Here is a 24,278-nt window from a genome sequence, read left to right as displayed (position 1 = left end):
ATTAAAAAACTTTTAAATAGATACCAATAATTCAAAGGAAATGGATGAAACAGATAAAAAAAATATCAGATTATGCTATGGTGGGTGGACTTGGCGCTCTATTGGTCACTGGACTCGTAGGGTGTGGAGACAGTTCAAATAACAAACAAGACCAAAATGGTGTCTTTAACGCTGCTTCTCAAGTACAAGGTGCATTTGTTATTATAGAAGAGTCTGCCGATGGGAAATATGCCATTGCGGATGAATTCCCAGCGAATAAAACAACCATTGTGTTAAGAAAAGCAGATGGAACAGAAAAAATTCTTTCTCAAACAGAAATTGATGCTTTGGTCAAAGAAGAATCCCTTAAAATTGACAATGGAACGTCTGCCCTGACCAATCCAGAACTCTCAACAGGTGGAATGGGATTAGGAGGAGTACTGCTCTCTTCAATTGCAGGGGCAATGATTGGTTCATGGATTGGAAACAAACTCTTTAACAATCAAAATTTTCAAAACCAACGACAGACCAACTATAAATCACCGCAGACTTACTCTAAAAGTGTAAACTCATTTAGTAAAGCAAGCACTCCCACTAAAAAAAGTGGTTTTTTTGGAAGTAAAAGCACGAAATCCACATCATCTGGCTTTTTTGGAAATAAAAGCAGTGGTTTTAGATCGTTTGGTGGATAAATGAAACTTCAACAATTAAAACCACTGACCACAAAATATTTAGAATCGATTGGCTTTGTTTGGCATACTGACCATGATAACAGCTCTTATTATATTTCCAATGAAATCGTTGAAATATCACAAGAAGAAGCACGCGCATATTATGATGCAGCCAATGAATTGTATGATATGTTTTGTGATGCAGGAGAGTATGTGATACAAAATCAACTCTTCCATGAACTCAATATACCGTTTAATTTGGTTGATATGGTTAAAAAGTCTTGGGAAGATGATGTCCATTGGCATCTTTATGGGCGATTTGATTTTGCAGGTGGAATTGATGGACACCCCATTAAACTCATTGAATTTAATGCCGACACTCCTACCTCACTCTTTGAAACTGCCATTATTCAATGGGCAATGTTAAAATATAACCACTTAGATGAAGCGAGTCAATTTAACAATATCTACGAATCATTGATTGATAATTTTAAACGCATCATCACATTGGATTCCAACATTGAAAAATTCGAAGAGTATTATCAAGATTTGGGTTGGAAAATACTCTTTTCTTCAATTTCTGGAAGCAGTGAAGATGAACAGACCACAAAACTTCTTCAACACATTGCCTCAGAAGCTGGTTTTCATACCGACTTTGAATTTATTGAGAATGTCCATTTCAGCGATGAGGGTATTTTTAAAAAGAGTGAAAATTTTGAATTTTGGTTTAAACTTATTCCTTGGGAAGATATTGGCATAGAAGAGAGTGAACTGGCACTGATTTTAACCGATATTATCAAAGATAAAAAAGCCATTATATTTAACCCTGCATATACACTTCTGTTTCAAAGTAAAGGCTTCATGAAAATATTATGGGACTTATATCCGAACCACCCTCTTCTTTTAGAGACCTCTTTTGAACCTTTAATAGAAAAAAAGCAAGTTGAAAAAAAATGTTTTGGAAGAGAAGGTGCCAATATAAAAATTATCGATGAGAAGGGAAGAGTTGAAGAAGAGACTTCAGGTGAGTATACAAATCACAAATCTATTTTCCAAGAGTACGTTGAATTTCCACAAGACAATGAAGGAAAATCATACCAAGCCGGTGTTTTTTATGCCTATGAAGCGTGTGGATTGGGATTTAGAAAAGGTGGTAAAATCTTAGATAACTGCTCAAAATTTGTAGGACATATTATCCAATAAACTTCAGCAATTATACGTGTTGATATATCTTTGCATCGCAGATAAATCAACACGTTCATCCAGTTGCAATGCTAAATCCATCAAATAGATATCTTTAATGTTAAATTGCTCCAATTTAACAAAATCTTTTTGTGTTGTAATCACAGAGTAATCGGAATATTGAACTAAAATTTTCTCTATCTCTTCAGCTGTAAAAAGATGGTGATCCTCAAAAGCAACCAACTTAACACTATGAGGTAAAAATTCCAAAAGCCTTGTTGGTTTTGAAATGGCAGTAAGCAAAAGTAGTTTTTCAGGCAAAACCAATACCGTTTTATCGGCTTGTTTATAGGTCACAACTCTTTGAAAGTCCACCCCCTCTTGCAAAACCAAATCCGCTGTAGCATACATCATTTTAGGTTCTCGGTAGCCACCACTTGGCAAACAAAAAAGATTCGTAGGTTCTTTTTTGGGTCGCAATAAAATATTGAATTTCTGAATATCATATTTACTGAAACCATCATCTAAAAAAACCATTTTACACCCCAACTCTTTGGCTTTTAAAATAGCCTCAATTCTGTTTTCACTGACGATAATCGTTGCATTAGGCAAAGAGAGTGCCAACAGTGTTGCTTCATCTCCACTGGTATTGACATCTTCGAGAATTTTTCCATGTAAACTTACTAAAAACAACCCTTTTGATGCTCGGCCATACCCTCTTAGTACAACGGCAACATCTTTTTTATCTTGTGCTAAATGGATTGTCAAAGGCGTTTTACCACTTCCTCCTACAATTAAATTCCCAACTGAAATAATAGGGATACCAAACTCTTTGGGAGTAGAAGAAGCTCTTTTAAATAAAATGACCAATATATAAATTAATGTGAAAGGAAGAAGTAAAACAGAGAGAAATTGTTGAAAAAGATTTGGGAAGAAGAGATACTCTTCTGCCCAAGAAACAAACTTTTGTTTCAAATTATATCCACGTTTCGGCTATTTCAATAATTTGATCACAAATATAATTGACATCTTCATCACTTAATGCAGGATACATAGGAAGTGATAAAATTTGTTGATAAGAAGACAATGCTGTTCCAAATGCCGTAATTTTAAGATTATATTTTTGTTTATAATAACTTAACAGATGCAATGGAATATAGTTTAATCCCGTTGAGATACCTTTTTCTTTTAATGCTCGGGCAAATGCATCTCGGTTTCTGTTAATTTTAATGATATAGTGTGTAAAAATGTGCTCTTTTTTATGAGGTGGCGTAATGACGTGTTTAACCCCCGCCAATCTATCTTCATAAATTTTAGCAATCTCTTTTCTTCTTTTGATAAATTTATTGGTTTTTTTCAATTGTGAAAGAGAAAATGCTGCATCCAATTCACTCATATCATATTTGTGCCCAATATCAACTACATCGTAAATGTAATCCAAATTTCCATAATCATCATATGTTGTAGTAATGGCGTGTGTTCTCAAAAGTCTTGCACGATTAGCAATCTCTTCATTATTGGTAACAATAACCCCACTTCGACTGATAGCATGTTTACCATTTGATGGATTGGTTGAAAAGATGGTCATATCAGCTTGAAGTGAACCAACAGTATCATCATTATAGGTAACCCCTAAAGCTGAAGTTGCATCTTCAATCAATATAATGCCATATTTTTTGGCAATGGCATAGAGTTTATTTAAATCTGGTGTTTGTCCCGCAATAAATGTAATGATGGCACCTCTGAGTTTTTTGGTTTTATTTGCAGCAAGTGCTTGCTCAAATTTTGCCAAGTCGATGTTCATGTCGTCCATATTGATGTCAATAAAAATAGGTTCTGCATCAAAATGTCTTACCACCTCTGGAATATTAACAAAAGAGTTAACCGACATCAATATTTTATCTCCACGTTTGAGTTCAATAGCACTCAAAGCCAAATGAATCGCTGCTGTTGCATTACAGGTTGCAATTGCATGATTCGCACCCACAAAATTTGCAATACTCTCTTCAAACTCAACTACTTTTGATGTATCTTTTTTAACATCTAAAACCAATTTAATTTGCTCTAACTCATTCTCATCAATTGATGATCTGTAAAAAGGTATCTCTTTCATCATTAGCTCCATTGTATTTTTGCAATTGTGGGTAACTTCCCTTTAAATGCATTTGATTTTATTCTGTAATCAATTAACTCTATTAACTCACTGTTAAATCCAAATTTAACAAGGTCTTCCTTTGTTCTTTTTTCATCAACCAAAAGTTTTAAAGCATCATCAAGTTCTTTATATGAGTAACCAAGTTCTTCTTCATCACTTTGACCTTCCCATAAATCAGCACTTGGCTTTTTATTTAAAATGGATTCAGGAATCTCTAAAAAACGTGCAAAATCAAACTCATCGCTTTTATACAATTCACCAATAGGATTAATCGCACAAGCAATATCCCCAAAAATGGTTCCATATCCAAGTAAAAGTTCACTTTTATTCGATGTTCCCACCACCAAAGATGAATCTCTTGCACTGATGTCATAAAGTACTGACATTCTCATTCTGGCTGAAAAGTTTCCAATTCTGAGTTTGTTGTGCTCCATGTTAGGCAAATAGGCATTCACCAATGGTGCAATTTCAACAATTTCATACGAAATATCAAATTTTTCGCACACCTCTTTGGCATGTTCAATACTGCCATCACTTGAATATTGTGAAGGCAAAAGTACACATTTTAAATTTTCACCAAAAGCCTCTTTACACAGCACCGAAACCACAGCAGAATCCAATCCACCACTGAGTCCGACGGTTACTTTAGTCAGTCCTGTTTTTTTTACTTCATCTTTTAAAAAGGTTATCAGTTGTTCTTTTATACTTTGCCAATTCATTAATATTTTCCTTTAATTATTTTATAAGATATTATATCTCATCTTTTTTTGTTTTTTCATAAATTTCATCTAACCAATCTGAATTATTTTGCATAAAATTCTTCTTTTTACTCAGCAAGTCCTCTTTTAAGCCCCATAACTCCTCATCAGTAAAGTATTCTAAAAACTTTGGATTGATTTCAACAAGTGGCTCATCGGTTGTGTTAATCAACACTTTTATATCTTTTATCAGCAGTTCTTTCTCTTCTTTTGTCATAAATTATCTGTTTCCCTTATTAAATTTATTTAATATCTCTTCGCAATATAACTCTTTTTTTACTTTTCCAAAATCACCCTCTTCACAGATGCAACATCGACATTGTGTTCCTGCATCCGTTAAGTCTTGTATGTCTCCTAAGGTTTTAGCATTTTTCTCTTGAATAGCGTAAAGAATTTCACCTAAACTTACATGTCTACAAGAACATACTTCATAGGCGTGTTCAAATCTTCGTGACATCAAATCCCTTTTTCTTTTTTAATCAATTCATACGCTTCATTAATGCTTTGAAGCTTAGCGGTTGCTTCCTCAACCATATTTGCACTTCCCCCTTGACCGCTTATGATATCGGGGTGATGCTGTTTCACCAAAGCTCTGTATTTTTTCTTAATCGTTGCAGTATCATCACTTGCACTGGCATCCAAAGTTTTATAAGCCTCTTCAAGAGTAATTTTTCTATTTTGAGCTTGATTTTTATAGAACATTTCAAATTTATTGACTAATTTTTCAAAATCTGCTCTTTTTATGTTTAACGCATTGGAGATATCTTCAACAATCATATACTCCGTTTTTGAAAACTCTTTATCTATAAAAGCTAAATTTAATAGATACTCTAAAATACCAACACGTTTTGCATAATCAAATTTTGTCAATTTGAGCATTTTTTCACAAATTTCAAGCGTATTTTCAAAACTCTCTTTCTCTTTTTTATAAATCAGTTTGAGTTTCTCTCGAATTTCATTTTGATTCTCAAAGTGTCGTGAAATATCATTTAACGTGTGTTTTAAAAGTTCAGCTTCCAATTCACACACTTTTCCATCTGCTTTGGCCACTTTTGCCATAAGGGCAACCAAAAGCCCTGCTTCGTGATTCATTAAATCACCATCAAAATTCTCTTTTATATTCAGCTGTATGTTTTGAAATTTTTCAGTCTTATAACTTTTGGCAATAAAATATAAAATTGCTGCAATAACGAAAAGGACAATGAGCTTCATTTTTTCTCCAATATAAATATTATTTTTTATAGCAAGATTTTATCAAAAATAAGGTAAAATCTCTCCTTTAATTACTACATTTGGAGTCAATATATGTTCGGTATGGGATTTTTTGAAATTATGCTTATTGCTGTTATCGCTATTATTGCACTTGGACCAGATAAGCTTCCAACAGCTATGGTTGAAGTTGCAAGATTTTTTAAGAAATTCAAAAGTGGCATAGATGAAGCCAAGTCTACCCTTGACAATGAATTACAGATCTCAGATATGAAAGAAGAAGCCAATAAATTCAAAGCTCAAATTGAAAATGCTAAATCTTCAGTATCATTTGACAATATTGACTTGGGGGTTAATGATATTTTAAAAGAGACACCGAGTGAAACACCTGCGGCTGGAAATAAACCCAAAACAAAAAAAGAAGAGAAGGTTTCCTTTAAAAAAGATAGCAAAAAAGAAGACGGAGCACTTAAGTAATGTTTGAAGATTTAAAACCTCATATTGCTGATTTAAGAAAACGATTAATTATTTCAGGTATTACACTTATTGTCATGTTTTTTGTCTGTTTTGCGGTGTATGAACCCATCTTAGAGTGGATGATGATGCCAGCAAAAGCCATTTTACCTGCAGGTACAAATATGGTTGCCATAGAAGTTCAAGAGACCTTTTTTACGGCCATGAAAGTCTCTTTTTTTGCTGCATTCATTTTTTCATTACCCATTATTTTTTGGCAACTTTGGCTCTTTTTAGCACCAGGGTTGTATGACCATGAAAAAAGATTGGCTTTGCCTTTTGTCTTTTTTGCAACGTTGATGTTTCTTTTAGGTGCATCGTTTGCTTATTATGTAGTAGTACCTTTTGGATTTGAATTTTTAATCAACTTCGGAAATACTGTCGTTACTGTACTTCCAAGTATTGGAAGATATGTGGGGTTTTTTACAAAAATCCTGTTTGGATTTGGGATTGCTTTTGAATTGCCAGTTATTACCTTCTTTTTAGCAAAGATTGGTTTAGTCGATGACAAAATGTTAAAAGACTTCTTTAAATACGCCATTGTATTTATCTTTATTTTATCCGCACTTTTAACTCCACCGGATGTATTGACACAATTTTTAATGGCCATTCCATTGATTTTACTTTATGGTATTTCAATCTACATTGCTAAAGTGTTCAACCCAGCTGCTCGTGAAGATGAGGATGAGTAACATTTTAGACCCATTAAAAACCTCAAGCTATGACTACTCTTTACCCAAAGAACTCATAGCTACGCACCCTGTACACCCTGCTGATGAAGCCAAACTGCTTGTTTATAATCGCACAACCAATGAAATAACACACACCAAATACAAACACCTGTTAGAAGTTTTGCCCAAAGATTTAACCATTTTACTCAATGATACCAAAGTCATTAAAGCCAGAATTTTTGGACATAAACAAAGTGGTGGAAAAGTAGAACTTCTCTTTAACAAACCGTTGCCAGAGAATGAGTATTTGTGTATGATTGGGGGTAAAGTCAAAGAGCAAACCCAACTTTTATTTGAACAATCATTAGAAGCTGTTGTTTTGAAACTCAACGATGATGGTACACGAATTGTTAAATTTTTTCAAAACAATCAAGAAGTTGATTTTTTAAGCTTGGTTGATATTTTTAATGCCATTGGCCATCTGCCCTTGCCTCCATACATGAACCGAAGTGATGAAAAAGAGGATAATCAAGATTATCAAACACTTTTTGCTAAAAACTATGGTGCAGTCGCTGCTCCTACAGCATCACTTCATTTTACTCCAACACTTTTGGAAGCTTTAGAGAAAAACCATACCCTTGATTATCTTACCCTTCACGTAGGTGCAGGTACATTCAAACCCGTTGATGCGCAAGATATTTTAAATCATTCTATGCACAGTGAATATTTTGAAATACCTCAAAAAGCACAAATGCTTTTAGACAGTACCAAACCAATTTTAGCCGTAGGTACAACGGTAACTCGAACCATTGAATATTATTCAAGAACGGCTAAAACTCAAGGAGAGTGTGACCTTTTTTTAAATCCTATCAATCAACCCTTAAGAGTCAACCATCTATTAACCAATTTTCACTTGCCAAAATCAACACTGATCATGCTCATTGCAGCATTTATTGGATTAGAAAAAACACTGGAACTTTATCATTTAGCCATCAAAGAGAATTACCGATTTTATTCCTATGGCGATGGCATGTTAATACTATAAAAAGGAGAAATTTTGCCAAAATACATACTATTTGACACAGAAACCACTGGGAACCAAGAAGAGGACAGAATCATCCAATTTGGTGCTATGATTGTAGATGCTAAAGCACCTTTAGAGGTTTACGATGAGTTATGTTCAACTGAAGTCGCCATTAAAATTGAAGCAATGGAAGTGCACAACATTACCCCTGATTTGTTAGAGGGTAAACCCGTGGCTACTCAAACAAACTTTTATCAAAGATTGTCTCAATTGAACCATACAGAGAACTATTTGATTGCCCATAATATCAGCTTTGATTTAGGCATGATTGAAAAAGAGGGATTTAAATCAAACTTACAACACATTGACACCTTGCGTTGTGCCAAACATCTTTTTAAAGAGCTGCCATATCACCGACTTCAATATATCAGATATGCACTGGATTTGTATAAAACCGAAGAGGAAGAGGCGAAAAAAAATAACATTACCATCAAAGCACACGATGCTCTTGGAGATGTTTTGGTTATGAAACTCTTTTTATCAAAACTCGTTGCAAAATGCAGAGAAGTGTACCCCGATTATAATCCCATGGAAAAACTCTCAGAATTAACCAAAACTCCAGTGTTTATTGAAACCTTTAAATTTGGAAAGTATAAAGGCAAAAGCACTCAAGAGGTCGCTTCAAGTGATGCCGGATATTTAAACTGGATGAAACAAAATCTGGAGTTGGATGAAGACATGAAATATACATTAGATAAACTCACCAACTCCAATAACCACTATTAAGATAAAAAATATACCCATTAAATAAAACCAAAAGTATATTTAAAACAATAAAAGCCTCTTTTCGTAAGGGGCTTAAGAGTGAAATTGCCCCATAAATAAACAAAAACCAAAGGGGTGTGAACAGTTCAGAAGCATAAGGCTTAAGTTGCACCACTTGCAACAAATAGTCATCAAATATTCCGCCATAACCAATCAGATGTAACAGCAACTCTAAAGGGTAAAAGAGTGTAAAAAGCACGGTAATTAAGGGTGAAAAGAGCTGTAAATAAGAGATGGTTCCAAAAAAATAGTGGGTAATGGGATTCATTGCAAGATATATCCAACAATTAAAAAGTGCAAACTGCCCTATTTTTGAGATCTTATTAAAATATTTCAAAAACAAAAAAATATAAAATACCCCCGATATGGAAAACCATAACGACAATGAAAAAATATATTTTGGGAAAAAAGCAACAATCAACAACGTTGTAATAAATAACGTTTCAAAAGAGAGAATTTTAATATTACTTCTTAAAAAAATTATTCCCAAAACAAACATGACAAAAGCCCTTAACAATGAAGGAATTAAAGAAGTGAAAATGAGGTAACTTAAAAGGAAAAATGTACATAACAGTAAAATGTCGTACTTTTTATTCCGATAAGGGAAATATTTTCTGTGAACATACGTATAAGGGGCATAAAAAATCCAATAGAGTATAAAACTGAGTAAGCCCAAATGAAATCCAGAAATGGCAATTAAATGTGAAATGCCAAAATAAGTGCACACTTCCCGTAAATGTTTTGAGACCGGAATAGCAAAAAAAAGAGCATTGTACAACTCTTTAAAAAGTTCATGGTCATGTTGAGAAGCGACACCAAAAGATAACTTCTCTTTTAAACGTTTAGGTGAATGTGTTGTATATATATTGATACTTGAGGCATAAAAACCTCTTAAATAATCCCAAAAGTCTACTTTTGAGGTCAAAATCATCACCTGAACTTGTTCAAATCTTTTTAAAATTATATATTTACTTGAAGAGGTGAAAAAATGAAAATCTGGTGTTTGAAGTTTGATTGTATTAAAATCCTCTTTGGGGTAAATGTTTTCAACATATCCTTGAACTGCATATATCTCATTGGTTTTAAATCTTTTAAATTGATGGTATTCTAATAGAAGGTTAAAGCATAAAATTGCAGTCAATGTGCTTATGAAGAGAGACCACTCTTTAACACCATAAAGAAGTTTAATATTTGAATTATCCATTAAAATCCTTTAATGAATAATATCAAATTTTTATATAATTATCACTTTTTTGTTATATTAATAGAGGTTAAAATCAGACGATTTTTTCATCACAAAGAATAATGCCATCGTTGTCGGCATACAAATAATCGCCATCTTTAAAAATAACCCCTTCAAAGCTGAGTTCAATTCCACGCACACCTTGTGTTTGAGGAATATATTTTCTGGGACACGTTCCAATAGCAAAAAGACCAACAGGGAATTTGCTGGTTTGATCGGTGTCACGAACATACCCATTAACAACAATGCCTGCCCAATTCTTTTGCAGTGCAAATTTGATTAGGTTTTCACCCACAACGGCATAATACTCTTGAGACACATCCACAACAATAATGCGTCCATTGCCCTCTTCGTCTCTTAATATTTGTGCCAAATCATGGTTGTTTTTATCCAATTTAACCGTAACAATTGTACCTCGAATTTTCTCTTTTCCCCCATACGATTGAAACGTGGGATTTAAAACTCTGACTTTCTCAAAATGTGCATCACATAAATCTGCTGTAAAAAAACTCATTCATTTTCCTATCAAATATTTTTAGGTTTTCATTATTACATTTTAGCAATTAATATCTTCTTATTTTATCTAAACTTAATTTTACGAAACTTTCGATATGATAGCGCCTTTTATGAGAAAAATAAATTAATTTAGGTAAATATATGAAAGTAGTAACAGGCGTAGTTGGTAATGATATTCATGTAGTAGCAAACAGGCTTATTGAGCTCTCATTACAAGCCAGAGGCTTTGAAGTATTTAATCTTGGGGTTAATACATATTTGGAAGAGTTCATCGATGCCGTCATTGAAACCAATGCCGATATTTTACTCATTTCATCACTCAATGGTGAAGCTGAGGGGTGGTGCAGAGAGGTCAATTTCTTAAAAAGTAAATACGGTACATTATTGGACGATGTTGTATTTATGATTGGTGGAAACTTGGTAGTTGGAACAGGAAGCGCAGAAGATATTGTTCCAAAGTTCAAAAACTATGGATTTGACTTGGTATTCCATCAAGTTGATTTAAATACAGGGTTAGATGAATTAGAAAAGTATATGAGTGAGAGAAGATGAGTCTATTACAAGAAGAGAGAGAAATCATACTCAGCAATGAGTATGTCGATAATTTTGACTTTGCAGAAGTTGAAGATTTTGTTAAAAATGCAAGTAAAGAGCTCTTTATTTCGCACCACTTTAAACATGCTAAAAAGATGTTGGTACAACCTCGTGGAGGTTTTCCTACATACAAAAAGATGTTTGCTCTGTACGAATTTTTTGTCGAAGCCAATGTTGATGTTTTGCCTTTAACCATTGATTCAAATACCCGATTAAATGACTATGCCACTTCCAAAAAAATGTTAAGACTCTCTGAAGAGAACGATGTAGATATGTTAAATGGATACCCCTTAGTCAATCACGGATACAGAACCACACGAAAAATGATTACTCATTTTAATAAGCCTGTATCACTACGGCACGGAACACCCGATGCCAGACTCTTAATTGAAACGGCCATTGCTTCAGGTATTTTTGAAATTGAGGGTGGTCCAATTACCTATTTACTGCCATATTCAAAAAACTTTCCATTGGATAAAGCCTTTTTATATTGGAAATATGTCGATAAAATTTGTGCCAATTACTCAAAACTCAATGAACCCATTAACAGAGAGTCATTTGGGCCATTAACAGCAACACTTGTGCCACCAGCTATTACGATTGTCATTCAACTCATTGAGATGTTACTTTCACTTGAAGAAGGGGTAAAATCGTTCTCGGTTTCATTTTCTCAAACAGGTTCAATGAACCAAGATATTGTTATGGGTGCAGTGATTAAAAAATTGGCTCGTCATTATGCCAAAGAGATTAACTGTGAAGATGCCGCCATTCACTTGGTTTACCATCAATGGATGGGTGCATTTCCACAAAATAAAGATTTTGCAGAACAACTTATCAATATGAGTACCGTAATTGCTTCTATGGTAGGTGCAGATAAAATCATAACCAAAACCAGAGAAGAAGCCAGCGGTATTCCAACCAAAGAAGCCAATGCAAAAACCGTTGCCAATACACAATATACACTCCGAATTTTAAATGGTTTACCCAATATTGTAGATGCCGAAGAAGAAGAAATTCTTACAGAAGAAGTTATGGATATCATGAGTGCGGTCTTTAATGACCCAGCAGACACACTTTGGAGAAAAGCCTTGAATAGCATTAAAAATGGAATCATTGATGTCCCTTTTTCTCCACATATTATCAATAACAACGAAATGATTACCATTCGGGATGCCAATAAAAACATCCGAATCATCAAAAGAGGGAAAGTCCCCATTTCAGACAAATGTTATGAGTATGAAAAATCAAAATGCGATTTAACCAAAGACACTACATCAATTGTCAATGATATTATCCATGATATAGGAATTATGCAATGAGCCAAAACAAACTATTAATCGACATTGGAAGCACCTATTTTAAAGTCAGTGCGAATAACAGTGTTGAACAACACTTCAGAGATTTTAATAAAGACATTTATGATGATTTGAAATACAAATGCGATGATATTATCTCAAAATATGCCAAAGAAGATATCTATATTTGCTCATCAGCCAATGGCGGATTGAGTACATTAATCATCGGTATTACCAACTCTTTTTCACTCAAATATGCAACCAATATTGCATTTAACTCTGGAATAAATATCATTGACACGGTGTTGTACTCTCAAATCAAAGAGGTCTCTGTTCCCAGTGATTTAATTGACGTAGTCATCGTTGTAGGGGCGATTGATGGTGTAGAAAATATTTTCAATCATGATTTGTTTGATTATTTGGATAAATTAAATTATTCCAATATAGTTTATGTAGGAAATGCACATGATGCACCTTTGTTAAATGCCAATATTGACAACCTTGTTATATTGCCTAATATTATCAATAACAAACTTCATATCAATGAAGAGGATTTAAAAGAGTATTTAACCAATTTGTATCAAGCGGATATTGTAGGCAAAGAGGACATCAAACACCTTTATGACATCACCTCTAATCAAATTTTTTCAACACCTTATATTGTCAATCAGACATTGCCAATATTGGATACAAAATTTAAAGTAGCTGATCCTTATATTTTAATTGATATCGGTGGTGCAACAACCGATATTCACTACTCTAAAGATTTAATTGCTGAAAATATGGTCAGCGACAATGAGTATGACCGATTGGTATTTAAAAAATTGGGTGTTTTTAAATCAAAAGAGTCACTCATTTTCAGCGCAAAAAACAATGAATTTGTATATGAACTTTTAGCGTATTTAAAAGTAACTGAGAATATTTTTGAAGAGCAAAGTGAAAAAGCTCTCAAAATACTTATGCAACTGGCTATTTTTTTGGTGCTGTGCAAAGTTTCACACTTTAGAAAAGCTTATGTAACCTTAAAACTAAATGCGTTAAACTCTATGATATTTACCGGTGGGATTACAAAAGTTTTACAACTAGAAGATGTAGAAAATATTGTGTCATTTTTTTATAAAAAGATATTAAATTCAAGCCATAATCCAACTATTGTAATGGACACAGATTACAATATTTGGACACTTGCTTCAAGAGATTAAGGAGAGAAAATGTCTATAAATTGTATCAGAACACTGATTGAAGATGCCAACCTTTCAAACCCAGAAAAAGTTGCGCTTATTTTTGATAAAAAAAGTATGACCTACCGTGAACTCTTCACTAAAGTCAATCAAATTGCCTTTTATTTAAATGAACTGAATTTGCCAAAAGGGAGCCGAATTGGTTTGTATTCTAATAAAGGCATTGAACAAGTTATTGCCATATTAGCCATTCTTTCAACAGATTATATTCTTGTGCCTTTAACCAAGCTATTAAAACCCGAACAAGTTGAATACATCATCAAAGATTGTGATATTAAATGTATTATCACAGATAAACTCAAACTCGAATCCATTGAAGAGATCAAATTTAACGGGCAAATTATCTCATATGAAACCACAGCAAAAGAAATTCCTTCCTTTGAAGAGATTTTCAAATACTACAATAAACCATACAGTTGTGATATAAATGGACATGATAATGCTGTTATTACCTACAGTTTTGGAAGTACAGGATTCCCAAAAGGGATTGTGATTTCACACAGAAATTTAATTGACAGTGCCAGAGTCGTATCAAAATATCTGCATTTAAATGAAAATGATGTGATATCAGGACTTTTGATTTTTAATTTGGATTATGGATTAAATCAAATTTTTTGTGCATTGTATAAAAGAGCCACATTGGCTTTACACCGTTTTGTCTTGCCAGGCGATTTTTTCAATCATATCATCAATGACAAAGTAACTGTCATTCCACTCATGCCTATTAATATAACTCAAATGTTTGATGAAGACGAACATCGACTTCCAAGTCCTCAGCTTTTAAGCCACGTTAAAACTATCGCTTCATCCGGAGGGAAAGTGACCCCAAAAATGATTGCCGATATTGAAAAATATTTCCCCAATGCGGCATTTTACTCTATGCATGGCTTAACAGAAGCATTTAGAAGTGCTTATTTAGAACCAACTCAACTTAAAATCAGACCAAATTCTATTGGAAAAGCCATTCCAGATGTTGAACTTTATGTGATCAATAAAGAGGGATTTGAGTGTGCTCCTAGGGAAGTGGGTGAGCTCATACACCGAGGTTCATACATTTACAAAGGGTTTTGGAATGCGCCAAATGAGAGTGAAAAAAGATTCAAATCAATTCAAATTCTAAAAAATATCATCAATCTTGAAGGACAACTCAACGATGAGATTGTTGTTGCCAGCGGAGATTATGTCTATAAAGATGAAGAGGGATACCTCTACTTTGTCTCACGTCAAGATGACATGATTAAAACCAGAGGATTTCGAGTTTCACCCATTGAAGTAGAATCTGTTGTATATGATAATATTAAAGAAGTTGATCAATGCGCTGTTTTTTCCATTCCAAATGATGAAATTGAAGAAGAGATCGTTTTGGTATACTCTTCAAGAAGTGAATTGGCAAAAAATGAGATACTCTTTGAAATGAAAAAACACCTTGCAAGCTATATGATTCCAAGTAAAATCATTTTTAAAAAATCACTGCCTCTGATTGCCTCTGATAAAAACAGAGTCAATAAAGATGAACTCAAAAAAGAAGTTCTCTCAAACAACTGATTTTCATAAAGAAGCATAATCATTGATTTTATGCTTCTTTAGATTAAGCCACAAAAAAATAACTCTGTTGAGTTTTAACAGTTTAAAAAAATCTTAAATTATATTACTTATTGAAACTTTTTATAAAAAGAGACTAGAAATGGTAAAAAATAAATCTAAAATAAATCTAAAATATATTAGAATAATATAATTTTTAAATATAAAGGATTCGAAAATGAAAAAAATTTTAATTTTAACATCAATTCTAGCAACATTATCTTTTGCTGGTACGTATGCACAAAAATGTGTATCATGTCATGGGGCTAACGGTGAAACTTCAGCAATGCAAGGTAAATCTAAAATCATCAAAGATATGACTAAAGCTGAAATTGTTACTGCTCTTAAAGGGTATAAAGATGGTAGTTATGGTGGTCCATTAAAAGGGCTAATGAAAGCTCAAGTAAGTTCATTAACTGACGCACAAATTGAAGAAATTGCTACAACTATCGGTAAATAATTGTAAAGTCAAAAAGAGCACTCGCTCTTTTTGATGGCTTAATATTAAAAGATAACTTAACATATAATATTTAATATAATTATTTATAAAAAAAGAAAAAATTGCTCCAATTAAATATTAATTAAATCTACTTTATACTAGAATTACGATATTTCAATTATAAAAGGATTTAACTTGAAAAAAGTATTAATTTTCATTTCACTTTTAACAACACTATGTTTTGCTAATCCATTTTCTAAATGCCTTGCTTGTCATGGTTCAAAAGGCGAGACTTCAGCTATGGGTACATCAAAAATAATTAAAAATTTAACAAAAGAGCAAATTATGGCTGCACTTAAAGGGTATCAAGATGGCACTTACGGAGGAGCGTTAAAAAGTATAATGCATACTCAAGCATCTGGATTGACCGATGCAGATATTAAAGAAATAGCCTCTTCAATTGGTAAATAACCTTTATAACTGGAAGTTTTTCTTCTAGTTATAAGCCACTTCAATTAAATTTCGTCCATTTTTTTTCGCCATATAGACACAGTCATCTGCAGATTTTATGAATTTTTCAATCGAAACATGATTTTTCCAAAAAGAGACACCCATACTTACTGTCACACTGATATCTTTTGTATCGTGTAAGATTCTGTCTGCTTGTATTTCATTTTTTAAATATTCTAAACCTTGAAGCAAACTCTCTTGAGGCATAAAACATAACATAATAAACTCTTCTCCCCCATATCGGTAGGCTTCTCCATTTAATCGATTGGCATGACGATTAAGCTTATTGGCAATTGATTTAAGAACTCTGTCTCCTACATCGTGTCCAAAGTTGTCATTGATTCCTTTAAACCTATCTGCATCAACAAAAATGGCGGTTAAAAATTTTGCATTGTTTTGTCCAATGAATGCATTCAAATCCTCTTCCATTTTTCGTCGGTTGTAAAGATTTGTCAAATGATCTCTGTGCATTGAGTCTTGAAGTATCTCTTTCTCTTTCAAAAGTTGTTGAATCAAAGAATCTTTGTAGTCATCTTCTATCAAAATATTTTTTTTCTCAATAATTCTTCCAATATGGAATTCAAAGATATTTTTTTTGGTATTGTAATCGATTTTTGTACACTCAACTACCAAACTGGGTTTTTCATCACCTAAGCCATTTGATATACTGATGCGTTCAACTTTTTTAATATTGTAATGAATCTTATCTTCAATAATTGCAATATCAAGTAACTCTTTTTTCCAATAATTCGTTACTTTTTTTTCTACAATTTTTTCTTTCGTTTTTAAAATGTTATCAAATAAATCTTTTGTAACAGAAATATGAATCATAAAATAAACTGCCCTTATAATTTTTAAAACATAGTATTATATCTAGCTTTATATAAAGCTAAAACCATTGGAGTTGTTATTTTGTAGTATAAGTTTTAATAATATAATCTCTTAATATTATTTAAAGTTTCTTACTGTAATATTTCAGAAATTATTTTAAATTATTATAAGAAAGGCTTATATGGAGTTAAGAGAAAAGTTTACACCAATGTGTTTTTTAAGTGCATTGAGTGCGGGTGGTTTAGCGGTCTCATTTTTTATGTACCTAATGTTTTTAGTACCTCATAAAGGGGTACCTATGGCAACGTTTGATTTTATTTATCCTGTCATTTTGCAAGGGAATTGGCTGAGTGTTGTCTCGGTTTTAGCAATGATATTTATTCTTGTTTTCTCTTTTTTACACTTTAAATTTTTAATTTGGAATACAAAACAGTTTAATTTATTTAAAAAAACAGAGAAATTTGAAAAGTTAAAAAACTCTAATGATGAAATTTCATTAATGACAATACCTTTAACGTATGCTATGACAATCAATGTTTGTTTTGTAATAGGTGCTGTATTTGTGCCAAGTTTATGGAGCATTGTTGAATATATGTTTCCTTTTGCGCTGATTGCTTTTGCCGTTGCAGGTTATTTTGCACTTAAAATATTTTTCAACTACTTAACACGTATTTTAACAAAAGGGAATTTTGACTTTGCCAACAACAATAACCTCTCACAAATGATATCAATTTTCTCATTTGCAATGGTTTCAGTGGGATTTGCAGCACCAGGGGCTATGAGTTTAAATATCAGTATCAATGCGATTGGAATTATGGGGTCACTCTTTTTTGCCTCTATTGCCGTTTTACTTTTACTCATTAAAATGACCATCGGTTTTACTAAGATGTTTGAAAAAGGTATTGCAATTGAAGCTTCTCCTTCATTATGGATTATCATTCCTATTCTAACTCTACTTGGTATTGCTTATGTAAGAATATCTTTTGGTTTAAACCATCATTTTAATTCACCTTTAGCGAACTCATCACTCTTTACATTTAGTACAGTTATTGTTTCATTACAAATTATATTTGGTATTTTAGGGTATCAAGTCATGAAAAAACTTGGTTACTTTGAAGAGTTTATTGAAGGAGAGAACCGTTCTCCTGTATCATTTGCATTAATCTGTCCTGGTGTTGCTTTTATGGTATTTGGAATGTTTTTTGTTAACTTTGGTTTAACCTTTAATGGTGTCATAGAAAAATACTCACTGAGCTATTTTTTAATTATGTTACCTTTCATGTTTGTACAATACAAAACCATACTCTATTTTTTCAAATTAAAAAGAAAATTCAATTTCTAAATTTTAATAAACCCCTATTATGATACAATCCTAAAAAACAGAGGGTTGTATCATGACTGACTTTTCAACATCACACGTAAACTGGGCAAACCATGCTTAAAATATTGCAAGCCTTTGTTGTTGTTTTATCTACTTTATTATTCAATGCGTGCAGTCATAAAAATGAAATCACTCAAATAGAAGATGTAACCCACTACTCACAAGATATCAAAGATTATAGCAGCAATTTTAAGACAGAAAATATCGATTTTCAAGATGAATTTTATGCTCTTTTCAAAAAACAATATTTTGCACCTTGGCATCAAGAAAAACTTACTGTATCACCTGACGAAGCACAATGGGGCAATATGTATGTGCACCAAGAAGTCTATGGGTCCAATTATAAAAGACTTACAAAAGAGTGGTTCAATCAACAGATTTCAAACAGCAACTTTGAACAATTTAATCAAGAAGTTCACAAAGCCATCACCATTAAAAATACCAATGTACGTGTTTTCCCAACCACTCTTCCAATTTTTTACAATCCTAAAAATCAAGGAGAGGGTTTCCCTTTTGATTACAATCAAAACTCTGGTATTAAAATTAACACACCTATTCTTATCTCACATTTCTCAAAAGACAAACAGTGGGCTTATATTACAACAGCGTATATCACAGGTTGGATATCAGTTGATTCACTGGCAATTGTTGATAAAACGATTATTGAAACCTTTGAGCAAAGCCAGTATTATATTGCCATTAAAGACAACACTCCGATATATAAAAATGGCTTTTTTAAAGAGAGCATTAAATTAGGTACACTTTTGCCTAAAAGCAAATATGGACACTTCTTTGTAGTCAATCAATATAACAATTTAAGTGCCTATTTACAAACTGTTACAATCGATCAAAAGAGTGTAACACTCAATTACCTCGATTTTAATGCAAGCAATATTGAAAAAGTCATAAAAGAGTTAATTAATGAACCTTACGGTTGGGGAGAAGCGTATCATAATAGGGACTGTTCTGCTTTAACCAAAGATTACTTTGCTGCTTTTGGAATTGCTTTAAATCGAAACTCAAAAGCTCAAATTAAAAATGGAAGATACATTCCACTCAAAAGCTTAAATAAAAAAGAGAAAAAAGAAACCATTCTCAAACAAGCAGTACCTTTTTTAACGCTGATTTATTTAAAAGGTCATATTATGCTTTATCTTGGAGAAAAAGAGGCAGAACCGATGGTCTTGCATAATGTTTGGGGAATTAAAACTTCGAAAGAGAGCAACTATTTTGGAAGATTTATCATAGGAAAAGCAGTTATTACAACACTCTCACCGGGGAAAGAGTTGCCTCATTTTATTGAAGAGAATAATATCTTAGAAAAAATTGAGGGAATGGTGTTACTCAACCAACTCCCTGTAAAACTAAACTGACTCTTTGTCTAAATTTTTTCTTTGATAAATTAAACAATAAAGCAAAGGGACGTAATAGAGATTTAATACCGTAGCCCACATAACGCCAAAGCCTAAAGAGACAGCCATGGGTTTTAAAATCAACGCTTGACCTGAAGCAAAAAACATCAATGTAAAGAGTCCAAGTACCGTTGTAATGGAAGTTAAAAGTATGGGTCTGAGTCTTAAAAGGGCATTATTTCTAACCTCTTGGATACTTTTAGAATTTTTAATAAAATCCATCATAATAATACCATCATTAACAATAACTCCAGCAAGCCCTACAATTCCAATCAAACTTGGCATGGTAAGATTCATGCCCAACAAAAAATGCCCTACTAAGACTCCTAAGACAGACAGTGGAATGGTTGAAATAATAATCAATGGTTTAACCGTAGAATCAAACATCCACACCAAAGCAATAAAAATCAGAATCAATGCGATTAAAAAAGCCTCCATCATCTCTTTTTGAACTTTTTTATTCTCCTCTTGTTCCCCTTTTATAACAATGCTTACGCTCTTTTCTAAGCTTTGAATGGTAGGATCCAATTGCTCATAAATATCAGAAGAGGTCGTTCCTCTAATACTTGCAGTGATACTTCTGATACGTTCATTGTTCTCTTTAAAAATTTGTGAATATGCAGGCAGTTTTACAATATCCACAACATCGTTGAGTAAAACACTGCGCGATGAATTGGGTAAGGTCACTTCAAAATTATTAAGACTTTGAACAAAATCTTTATTTTTACTTTGAAAAACAATCTCAACGATGCCTTTGTCATCAAACATCTTAGAGTATGCCCCTTTAAAGTAATAAGGTCTGAGTACTGAGATAATATACTCCTCATTTAACCCTAAATTTTGACCATATTGATTGACTCTAAATTTAAGTTCAACATTCCCCTCCAATGAATCATCTGCCACATTTGAAACCCCTTGAATTTGTGTTAATCTCTTTTTGAGTTTAAACACAGCATCACTTACCTGTTTATTCTCTCCTGAGACCGCAATTTCAATATCATTTTTGACAATCCCAGCTTTGGGAGTGAAAACTTTTAACTCATCAAAGGTTTTGCTTTCACTCAACTCTTTTAAAAGCTCTTTCATCTCATGTTCTATGGTTTGAGCACTCTTTTGTCGTATCATATTTGTTGCGTCATATTTGGGGGAAAGATACGGATTGATGTATTTATCAAAAATATTTTGAGGGGCTCTTTCATATAAATTAACAAAAATATGAAAATAAAACTCTTCATTTTGAGGTAAATTTTTACCATCTAATTTCATTCCAATAACAGAACTGATAGAACTGACATCATTTTTGAAATCACTGTTTTTTAAAAGAAGTTTTTCAATTTCATATACTTTACTTTCGGTTTGTTCAATTCTATTGCCCACACCCACTGAACCTGTAATATACACCTGAGTCGTGTCAAAATCTGGCATAAACTGAAATTTTGAATTCTTTAAAAAAAGAGCTGATAGTGTAATAATAAGAGCAATCATCACCAAAAGACTTTTATATTTGTAGTGTAAAATAAAACTTAACACAGTGTCATAAATCTTCTTATTGGCAATCCAAATTGATTCAGAACGTTTCTGCTGTTTATTGATTTTAAAGACCTCTTTGGCATGTAAAGGCAAAAAGAAAAAGGCTTCAAGCAGTGAACTCAAAAGTAAAATTGTAATCATAATGGGTAAAACTTTCATAAATCGCCCTACTTCTCCACTCATGAGTAAAATAGGTAAAAAAGCAAATACTGTTGTAGCCGTGGCAGTTAAAACAGCGGGATAAACTTCCAAGGCTCCGTCTATGGCTGCTGTTTTTCTGTCTTTTCCCATCTCCATGTGCCTGTAGATATTTTCAGCAACAACAATGGCTTCATCGACAAGCATTCCCAATGCAATTAATGCCCCCAAAAGTGAAAGCATATTTAAGCTGTAGCCCAAACTTTCTGCAAAAATCAATCCAATCATAAATGATGTAGGAATACCAATGGCAATCACAAAAGCAATTCTTGAATTGATAAAATAAAAGAGTGCTAAAAAAAGTAAAATGAGTCCAAAAAGTATATTTGAAACAACCGTATTGAGCCTATTTTTTATCCAAATAGAAGTATCAGTATAGGTATCAAATTTTAAATCAGGGTATATTTTTTCTTGTGCTTTTAAAAGCAGTTTAATCTCTTTAACCAACTCAATGGCATCACCTGTTTCACTTTTATTGATTCCAATAGAGATATTGGGTTCTCCATTAAAATGGGAAATTGTCGTAACATCTCCTAAACTATAGGTAATATTAGCAATATCTTTTAAATAGAGTTTAGTCGTGCCAATTTTAATAATGGTATCTTTGATTTTTTGAAGATTTTTTTCACCATTAAAAGTACTTAAATAGTAGTGTTTTGTGCTGTCTTTTATGATTCCTACAGGGAAAATAGAACTGATGGATTTAACCGCATTAATTACTGCCGTTTTATCTAAATCATACGCATCGATTTTATTGTCATCAAATGTAATTAAAAGTTCTTTGTCACTGTCACTGAAAACCGTGATATTACTTAAATCTTGAAATTTCATAAATTGCGTTTTTAACTTATTGGCAAGATCAAGGAGTTCTTCTTTGCTTTTTTGCCCATAAATTGCCACCGTAACTAAAGGAAACGAGTGTTTGACCACTTTAACCGTAGGTTCATCCATATCTGTGGGCAAATCGCTTTTGGCCTTAGTGACAATATCTTTGACATCATCTAAAACATCATTGGCTTTAAATCCATCTTTTAAATCAATTTGAATACTGAAAAAACCATTTTTTATGATTGTGCTGATTTTATCTGCTTCACTTAATCCCAATAAATCGTCTTCAATGTTTTCAACAGCCATTTTATCTAAAATATCACTGCTCGCTCCTGCATAAGTTCCATTAATCGTAATTGCATCCAGTGTTGAAGGAGGAAAAATCTCTTTGGGTATTTTAAAGTAAGCCAAAACGGAGAGTATAAATAAAAATAGAAGTAAAAAGTGGTTCAAAATGGGTTTTCGTAAAGAAAACTCAATGATATATTTAATCATTTTTTTCCCACTCCATTAATAATCAGTGAATCCATAATTTGATTTTTAAACTTCATATCTTCCAATTGTTGTTGTAAAAAACGGTTCTCTTCTTTCAATGAAATATAATCTGCATAAATGATATTGATGTCTTTACTGACATAATATATATTATTTTTGAGATATATTTTAGGAAAATAAAGTGCCAAGACAATCGATAATACAGCAAATACAATCAACAATGAGTTTTTACCATTTAATTCAATCAAACTTAAAAATCCTTAATTTTGAACTTCTACTTCTAGGATTATTCTTTATTTCTTCTTTGTTTGGTATTATAGGTTTCTTAGTAATTACTTTTCCTAACGCATGGTTATTCCCACATTCACAACGATATGCAGTAGGTGCACAGATACAAGACTTTGTCCACTTCTTAAAACAGTTTTTAACAATTCTGTCTTCCAAAGAGTGAAATGAGATAATAGCAACAATACAATTTTTTGGTTTTAATGCTTCTATGGATTCAAAGAGTCGTTCTAAGACACCCAATTCATCGTTTACTTCAATTCGTATGGCTTGAAAAGGCAGTGTTGCAGGGTGAATTTTGCCCTTATGCATCTTTTTTAACAAAAAGTCAGACAACTCTTTGGCAGTTGTAAACGGTCGATTATTTACAATTAAAGAGGCAACTTTTTTATACTCTCTTACTTCTCCATACTCTTTAAAGATTCTTTCTAAATCTGCTTGAGTATATGTATTGACAACAAAATTAGCATCTAAGGTTTGATTTTGATTCATTCTCATATCTAAAGTATCACTTTCAAAACCAAAACCACGCTCTTGTTTGTCTAATTGTAAGGAAGAGACTCCAATATCTGCTAAAATACCTCTTACTTCAAAATCTTTAAACTGCTCTAAAACGTGTTCAAAATTACCCTTATTAAAGAGAACCCTCTCTTTAAACGCTTCTAACCTTTTTTTTGAAAAAGCCAAAGCCTCGTCATCTTGATCATTAGCAATAAGCTTAATTTGACTGTTTTGTTTAAGCAATCCTTCACTGTGACCACCATAACCCAGTGTACAATCTATAATAAATCCCTGTGTAATATCATTAAAAGCTTCAAGCGTTTCATTATAGAGTACAGGGATGTGAGGTATATGCATTAAAATGGTCCTTAATATATTTTGAGTATAATACCTAAAAATTGATTTAAGGCA

The 24,278-nt window shown here is 32.6% G+C and carries 26 protein-coding genes; 14 read left to right on the top strand and 12 right to left on the bottom strand.

What is annotated here, in order from left to right:
- The first annotated feature begins 44 nt into the window (after positions 1-44).
- Both ACNI3C_RS10225 and ACNI3C_RS10220 read left to right on the top strand, forming a co-directional pair.
- The gene (locus ACNI3C_RS10225) at positions 45-671 is read left to right on the top strand and encodes a UPF0323 family lipoprotein (protein ID WP_419769698.1); all 627 of its coding nucleotides are present in this window, start codon (positions 45-47) and stop codon (positions 669-671) included.
- A complete protein-coding gene (locus tag ACNI3C_RS10220) occupies positions 672-1,853 on the top strand; it encodes a glutathionylspermidine synthase family protein (RefSeq protein ID WP_419769697.1) in 1,182 nt (393 codons plus the stop codon). It abuts the gene before it with no gap.
- Between the two features lie 3 nt (positions 1,854-1,856).
- Here ACNI3C_RS10220 and ACNI3C_RS10215 read toward each other — a convergent pair whose 3' ends face one another.
- Genes ACNI3C_RS10215 through ACNI3C_RS10190 form a run of 6 tightly spaced genes read right to left on the bottom strand, consistent with a single transcriptional unit; the run spans position 1,857 to position 5,957 of the window.
- Entirely contained in the window at positions 1,857-2,807 is a 951-nt protein-coding gene (locus ACNI3C_RS10215) for a tetraacyldisaccharide 4'-kinase (RefSeq protein ID WP_419769696.1), read from the bottom strand.
- A gap of 1 nt (position 2,808) precedes the next feature.
- On the bottom strand, positions 2,809-3,945 hold the full coding sequence (locus ACNI3C_RS10210) for a DegT/DnrJ/EryC1/StrS family aminotransferase (RefSeq protein ID WP_419769695.1): 1,137 nt from the start codon (positions 3,943-3,945) through the stop codon (positions 2,809-2,811).
- Between the two features lie 2 nt (positions 3,946-3,947).
- The gene (locus ACNI3C_RS10205) at positions 3,948-4,706 is read right to left on the bottom strand and encodes an NAD+ synthase (RefSeq protein WP_419769694.1); all 759 of its coding nucleotides are present in this window, start codon (positions 4,704-4,706) and stop codon (positions 3,948-3,950) included.
- Positions 4,707-4,737: 31 nt separating this feature from the next.
- Positions 4,738-4,962 carry a hypothetical protein gene (locus ACNI3C_RS10200; protein WP_419769693.1) on the bottom strand — a complete coding sequence of 75 codons (225 nt, stop codon included), beginning with the start codon at positions 4,960-4,962 and terminating at the stop codon, positions 4,738-4,740.
- Between the two features lie 3 nt (positions 4,963-4,965).
- The gene (locus tag ACNI3C_RS10195; protein WP_419769692.1) at positions 4,966-5,202 is read right to left on the bottom strand and encodes a (2Fe-2S)-binding protein; all 237 of its coding nucleotides are present in this window, start codon (positions 5,200-5,202) and stop codon (positions 4,966-4,968) included.
- Positions 5,202-5,957 carry a TerB family tellurite resistance protein gene (locus ACNI3C_RS10190; RefSeq protein WP_419769691.1) on the bottom strand — a complete coding sequence of 252 codons (756 nt, stop codon included), beginning with the start codon at positions 5,955-5,957 and terminating at the stop codon, positions 5,202-5,204. Before ACNI3C_RS10190 ends, ACNI3C_RS10195 begins: the two co-directional genes overlap by 1 nt.
- 93 nt (positions 5,958-6,050) lie before the next feature.
- On the opposite strand from ACNI3C_RS10190, the gene tatB reads away from it, so the two are divergent.
- Genes tatB through ACNI3C_RS10170 form a run of 4 tightly spaced genes read left to right on the top strand, consistent with a single transcriptional unit; the run spans position 6,051 to position 8,948 of the window.
- The gene (tatB, locus tag ACNI3C_RS10185; protein WP_419769690.1) at positions 6,051-6,431 is read left to right on the top strand and encodes a Sec-independent protein translocase protein TatB; all 381 of its coding nucleotides are present in this window, start codon (positions 6,051-6,053) and stop codon (positions 6,429-6,431) included.
- Entirely contained in the window at positions 6,431-7,159 is a 729-nt protein-coding gene (gene tatC, locus ACNI3C_RS10180) for a twin-arginine translocase subunit TatC (RefSeq protein WP_419769689.1), read from the top strand. The genes tatB and tatC overlap by 1 nt, the downstream gene beginning before the upstream one ends.
- Positions 7,152-8,183, top strand: coding sequence for a tRNA preQ1(34) S-adenosylmethionine ribosyltransferase-isomerase QueA (gene queA / locus ACNI3C_RS10175; protein ID WP_419769688.1), 1,032 nt, complete (start codon positions 7,152-7,154; stop codon positions 8,181-8,183). Before tatC ends, queA begins: the two co-directional genes overlap by 8 nt.
- A 12-nt stretch (positions 8,184-8,195) precedes the next feature.
- Positions 8,196-8,948 (top strand): exonuclease domain-containing protein, encoded by a 753-nt coding sequence (locus tag ACNI3C_RS10170; RefSeq protein ID WP_419769687.1) that lies wholly within the window; start codon positions 8,196-8,198, stop codon positions 8,946-8,948.
- On the opposite strand, the gene ACNI3C_RS10165 is transcribed toward ACNI3C_RS10170, so the two are convergent.
- Both ACNI3C_RS10165 and rraA read right to left on the bottom strand, forming a co-directional pair.
- Positions 8,923-10,191: a ComEC/Rec2 family competence protein gene (locus tag ACNI3C_RS10165; protein WP_419769686.1), complete on the bottom strand. Its 1,269-nt coding sequence runs from the start codon at positions 10,189-10,191 to the stop codon at positions 8,923-8,925. The two genes, ACNI3C_RS10170 and ACNI3C_RS10165, sit on opposite strands and share 26 nt — an antisense overlap.
- 73 nt (positions 10,192-10,264) lie before the next feature.
- Positions 10,265-10,744, bottom strand: a complete 480-nt coding sequence (gene rraA / locus ACNI3C_RS10160) for a ribonuclease E activity regulator RraA (RefSeq protein ID WP_419769685.1) — start codon at positions 10,742-10,744, stop codon at positions 10,265-10,267.
- A gap of 143 nt (positions 10,745-10,887) precedes the next feature.
- Between rraA and glmS the strand changes: the two genes are divergently transcribed.
- The 6 genes from glmS to ACNI3C_RS10130 all read left to right on the top strand — a co-directional run bounded on the left by glmS (position 10,888) and on the right by ACNI3C_RS10130 (position 16,367).
- Entirely contained in the window at positions 10,888-11,298 is a 411-nt protein-coding gene (gene glmS / locus ACNI3C_RS10155) for a methylaspartate mutase subunit S (protein ID WP_419769684.1), read from the top strand.
- On the top strand, positions 11,295-12,659 hold the full coding sequence (locus tag ACNI3C_RS10150; protein ID WP_419769683.1) for a methylaspartate mutase: 1,365 nt from the start codon (positions 11,295-11,297) through the stop codon (positions 12,657-12,659). The genes glmS and ACNI3C_RS10150 overlap by 4 nt, the downstream gene beginning before the upstream one ends.
- Positions 12,656-13,837 (top strand): glutamate mutase L, encoded by a 1,182-nt coding sequence (locus tag ACNI3C_RS10145; protein ID WP_419769682.1) that lies wholly within the window; start codon positions 12,656-12,658, stop codon positions 13,835-13,837. Before ACNI3C_RS10150 ends, ACNI3C_RS10145 begins: the two co-directional genes overlap by 4 nt.
- 9 nt (positions 13,838-13,846) lie before the next feature.
- Positions 13,847-15,421, top strand: coding sequence for an AMP-binding protein (locus ACNI3C_RS10140; RefSeq protein ID WP_419769681.1), 1,575 nt, complete (start codon positions 13,847-13,849; stop codon positions 15,419-15,421).
- A 214-nt stretch (positions 15,422-15,635) separates the two neighbouring features.
- Positions 15,636-15,917, top strand: a complete 282-nt coding sequence (locus ACNI3C_RS10135; protein WP_419769680.1) for a c-type cytochrome — start codon at positions 15,636-15,638, stop codon at positions 15,915-15,917.
- Positions 15,918-16,091: 174 nt separating this feature from the next.
- Positions 16,092-16,367 (top strand): c-type cytochrome, encoded by a 276-nt coding sequence (locus ACNI3C_RS10130; RefSeq protein WP_419769679.1) that lies wholly within the window; start codon positions 16,092-16,094, stop codon positions 16,365-16,367.
- Between the two features lie 24 nt (positions 16,368-16,391).
- Here the strand turns inward: ACNI3C_RS10130 and ACNI3C_RS10125 are convergent, their stop codons facing one another.
- Positions 16,392-17,237, bottom strand: coding sequence for a GGDEF domain-containing protein (locus ACNI3C_RS10125; protein WP_419769678.1), 846 nt, complete (start codon positions 17,235-17,237; stop codon positions 16,392-16,394).
- 181 nt (positions 17,238-17,418) lie between these two features.
- Here ACNI3C_RS10125 and ACNI3C_RS10120 point away from each other — a divergent pair, with 181 nt between their 5' ends.
- Together ACNI3C_RS10120 and ACNI3C_RS10115 are read left to right on the top strand one after the other, a co-directional pair.
- The gene (locus ACNI3C_RS10120) at positions 17,419-18,579 is read left to right on the top strand and encodes a TsoY family (seleno)protein (protein WP_419769677.1); all 1,161 of its coding nucleotides are present in this window, start codon (positions 17,419-17,421) and stop codon (positions 18,577-18,579) included.
- 92 nt (positions 18,580-18,671) lie between these two features.
- The gene (locus ACNI3C_RS10115) at positions 18,672-19,991 is read left to right on the top strand and encodes an SH3 domain-containing C40 family peptidase (protein WP_419769676.1); all 1,320 of its coding nucleotides are present in this window, start codon (positions 18,672-18,674) and stop codon (positions 19,989-19,991) included.
- On the opposite strand, the gene ACNI3C_RS10110 is transcribed toward ACNI3C_RS10115, so the two are convergent.
- Genes ACNI3C_RS10110 through rsmH form a run of 3 tightly spaced genes read right to left on the bottom strand, consistent with a single transcriptional unit; the run spans position 19,983 to position 24,224 of the window.
- Positions 19,983-23,081, bottom strand: a complete 3,099-nt coding sequence (locus tag ACNI3C_RS10110) for an efflux RND transporter permease subunit (RefSeq protein WP_419769675.1) — start codon at positions 23,079-23,081, stop codon at positions 19,983-19,985. The genes ACNI3C_RS10115 and ACNI3C_RS10110 overlap by 9 nt on opposite strands.
- The gene (locus tag ACNI3C_RS10105; protein ID WP_419769674.1) at positions 23,078-23,329 is read right to left on the bottom strand and encodes a hypothetical protein; all 252 of its coding nucleotides are present in this window, start codon (positions 23,327-23,329) and stop codon (positions 23,078-23,080) included. Before ACNI3C_RS10105 ends, ACNI3C_RS10110 begins: the two co-directional genes overlap by 4 nt.
- A complete protein-coding gene (gene rsmH / locus ACNI3C_RS10100; protein ID WP_419769673.1) occupies positions 23,322-24,224 on the bottom strand; it encodes a 16S rRNA (cytosine(1402)-N(4))-methyltransferase RsmH in 903 nt (300 codons plus the stop codon). Before rsmH ends, ACNI3C_RS10105 begins: the two co-directional genes overlap by 8 nt.
- Positions 24,225-24,278 lie beyond the last annotated feature (54 nt).

Source organism: Marinarcus sediminis (SeqCode), from assembly GCF_048571275.1.
In the GTDB taxonomy this organism is placed as follows: domain Bacteria; phylum Campylobacterota; class Campylobacteria; order Campylobacterales; family Arcobacteraceae; genus Marinarcus; species Marinarcus sediminis.
Note: the sequence above shows the minus strand (reverse complement) of the source record. Positions and strands in the feature narration are given on the sequence as shown.

Excerpts from the sequence above, each read along its gene's own strand:
- ACNI3C_RS10115 (WP_419769676.1), top strand. The coding sequence starts at position 18,672 with ATGCTTAAAATATTGCAAGCCTTTGTTGTTGTTTTATCTACTTTATTA.
- ACNI3C_RS10135 (WP_419769680.1), top strand. The coding sequence starts at position 15,636 with ATGAAAAAAATTTTAATTTTAACATCAATTCTAGCAACATTATCTTTT.
- ACNI3C_RS10225 (WP_419769698.1), top strand. The coding sequence starts at position 45 with ATGAAACAGATAAAAAAAATATCAGATTATGCTATGGTGGGTGGACTT.
- rsmH (WP_419769673.1), bottom strand. The coding sequence starts at position 24,224 with ATGCATATACCTCACATCCCTGTACTCTATAATGAAACGCTTGAAGCT.
- ACNI3C_RS10145 (WP_419769682.1), top strand. The coding sequence starts at position 12,656 with ATGAGCCAAAACAAACTATTAATCGACATTGGAAGCACCTATTTTAAA.
- ACNI3C_RS10200 (WP_419769693.1), bottom strand. The coding sequence starts at position 4,962 with ATGACAAAAGAAGAGAAAGAACTGCTGATAAAAGATATAAAAGTGTTG.
- rraA (WP_419769685.1), bottom strand. The coding sequence starts at position 10,744 with ATGAGTTTTTTTACAGCAGATTTATGTGATGCACATTTTGAGAAAGTC.
- ACNI3C_RS10205 (WP_419769694.1), bottom strand. The coding sequence starts at position 4,706 with ATGAATTGGCAAAGTATAAAAGAACAACTGATAACCTTTTTAAAAGAT.
- ACNI3C_RS10150 (WP_419769683.1), top strand. The coding sequence starts at position 11,295 with ATGAGTCTATTACAAGAAGAGAGAGAAATCATACTCAGCAATGAGTAT.
- glmS (WP_419769684.1), top strand. The coding sequence starts at position 10,888 with ATGAAAGTAGTAACAGGCGTAGTTGGTAATGATATTCATGTAGTAGCA.
- ACNI3C_RS10110 (WP_419769675.1), bottom strand. The coding sequence starts at position 23,081 with ATGATTAAATATATCATTGAGTTTTCTTTACGAAAACCCATTTTGAAC.
- ACNI3C_RS10120 (WP_419769677.1), top strand. The coding sequence starts at position 17,419 with ATGGAGTTAAGAGAAAAGTTTACACCAATGTGTTTTTTAAGTGCATTG.
- tatB (WP_419769690.1), top strand. The coding sequence starts at position 6,051 with ATGTTCGGTATGGGATTTTTTGAAATTATGCTTATTGCTGTTATCGCT.
- queA (WP_419769688.1), top strand. The coding sequence starts at position 7,152 with ATGAGTAACATTTTAGACCCATTAAAAACCTCAAGCTATGACTACTCT.
- ACNI3C_RS10195 (WP_419769692.1), bottom strand. The coding sequence starts at position 5,202 with ATGTCACGAAGATTTGAACACGCCTATGAAGTATGTTCTTGTAGACAT.
- ACNI3C_RS10140 (WP_419769681.1), top strand. The coding sequence starts at position 13,847 with ATGTCTATAAATTGTATCAGAACACTGATTGAAGATGCCAACCTTTCA.
- tatC (WP_419769689.1), top strand. The coding sequence starts at position 6,431 with ATGTTTGAAGATTTAAAACCTCATATTGCTGATTTAAGAAAACGATTA.
- ACNI3C_RS10125 (WP_419769678.1), bottom strand. The coding sequence starts at position 17,237 with ATGATTCATATTTCTGTTACAAAAGATTTATTTGATAACATTTTAAAA.
- ACNI3C_RS10210 (WP_419769695.1), bottom strand. The coding sequence starts at position 3,945 with ATGAAAGAGATACCTTTTTACAGATCATCAATTGATGAGAATGAGTTA.
- ACNI3C_RS10190 (WP_419769691.1), bottom strand. The coding sequence starts at position 5,957 with ATGAAGCTCATTGTCCTTTTCGTTATTGCAGCAATTTTATATTTTATT.
- ACNI3C_RS10220 (WP_419769697.1), top strand. The coding sequence starts at position 672 with ATGAAACTTCAACAATTAAAACCACTGACCACAAAATATTTAGAATCG.
- ACNI3C_RS10165 (WP_419769686.1), bottom strand. The coding sequence starts at position 10,191 with ATGGATAATTCAAATATTAAACTTCTTTATGGTGTTAAAGAGTGGTCT.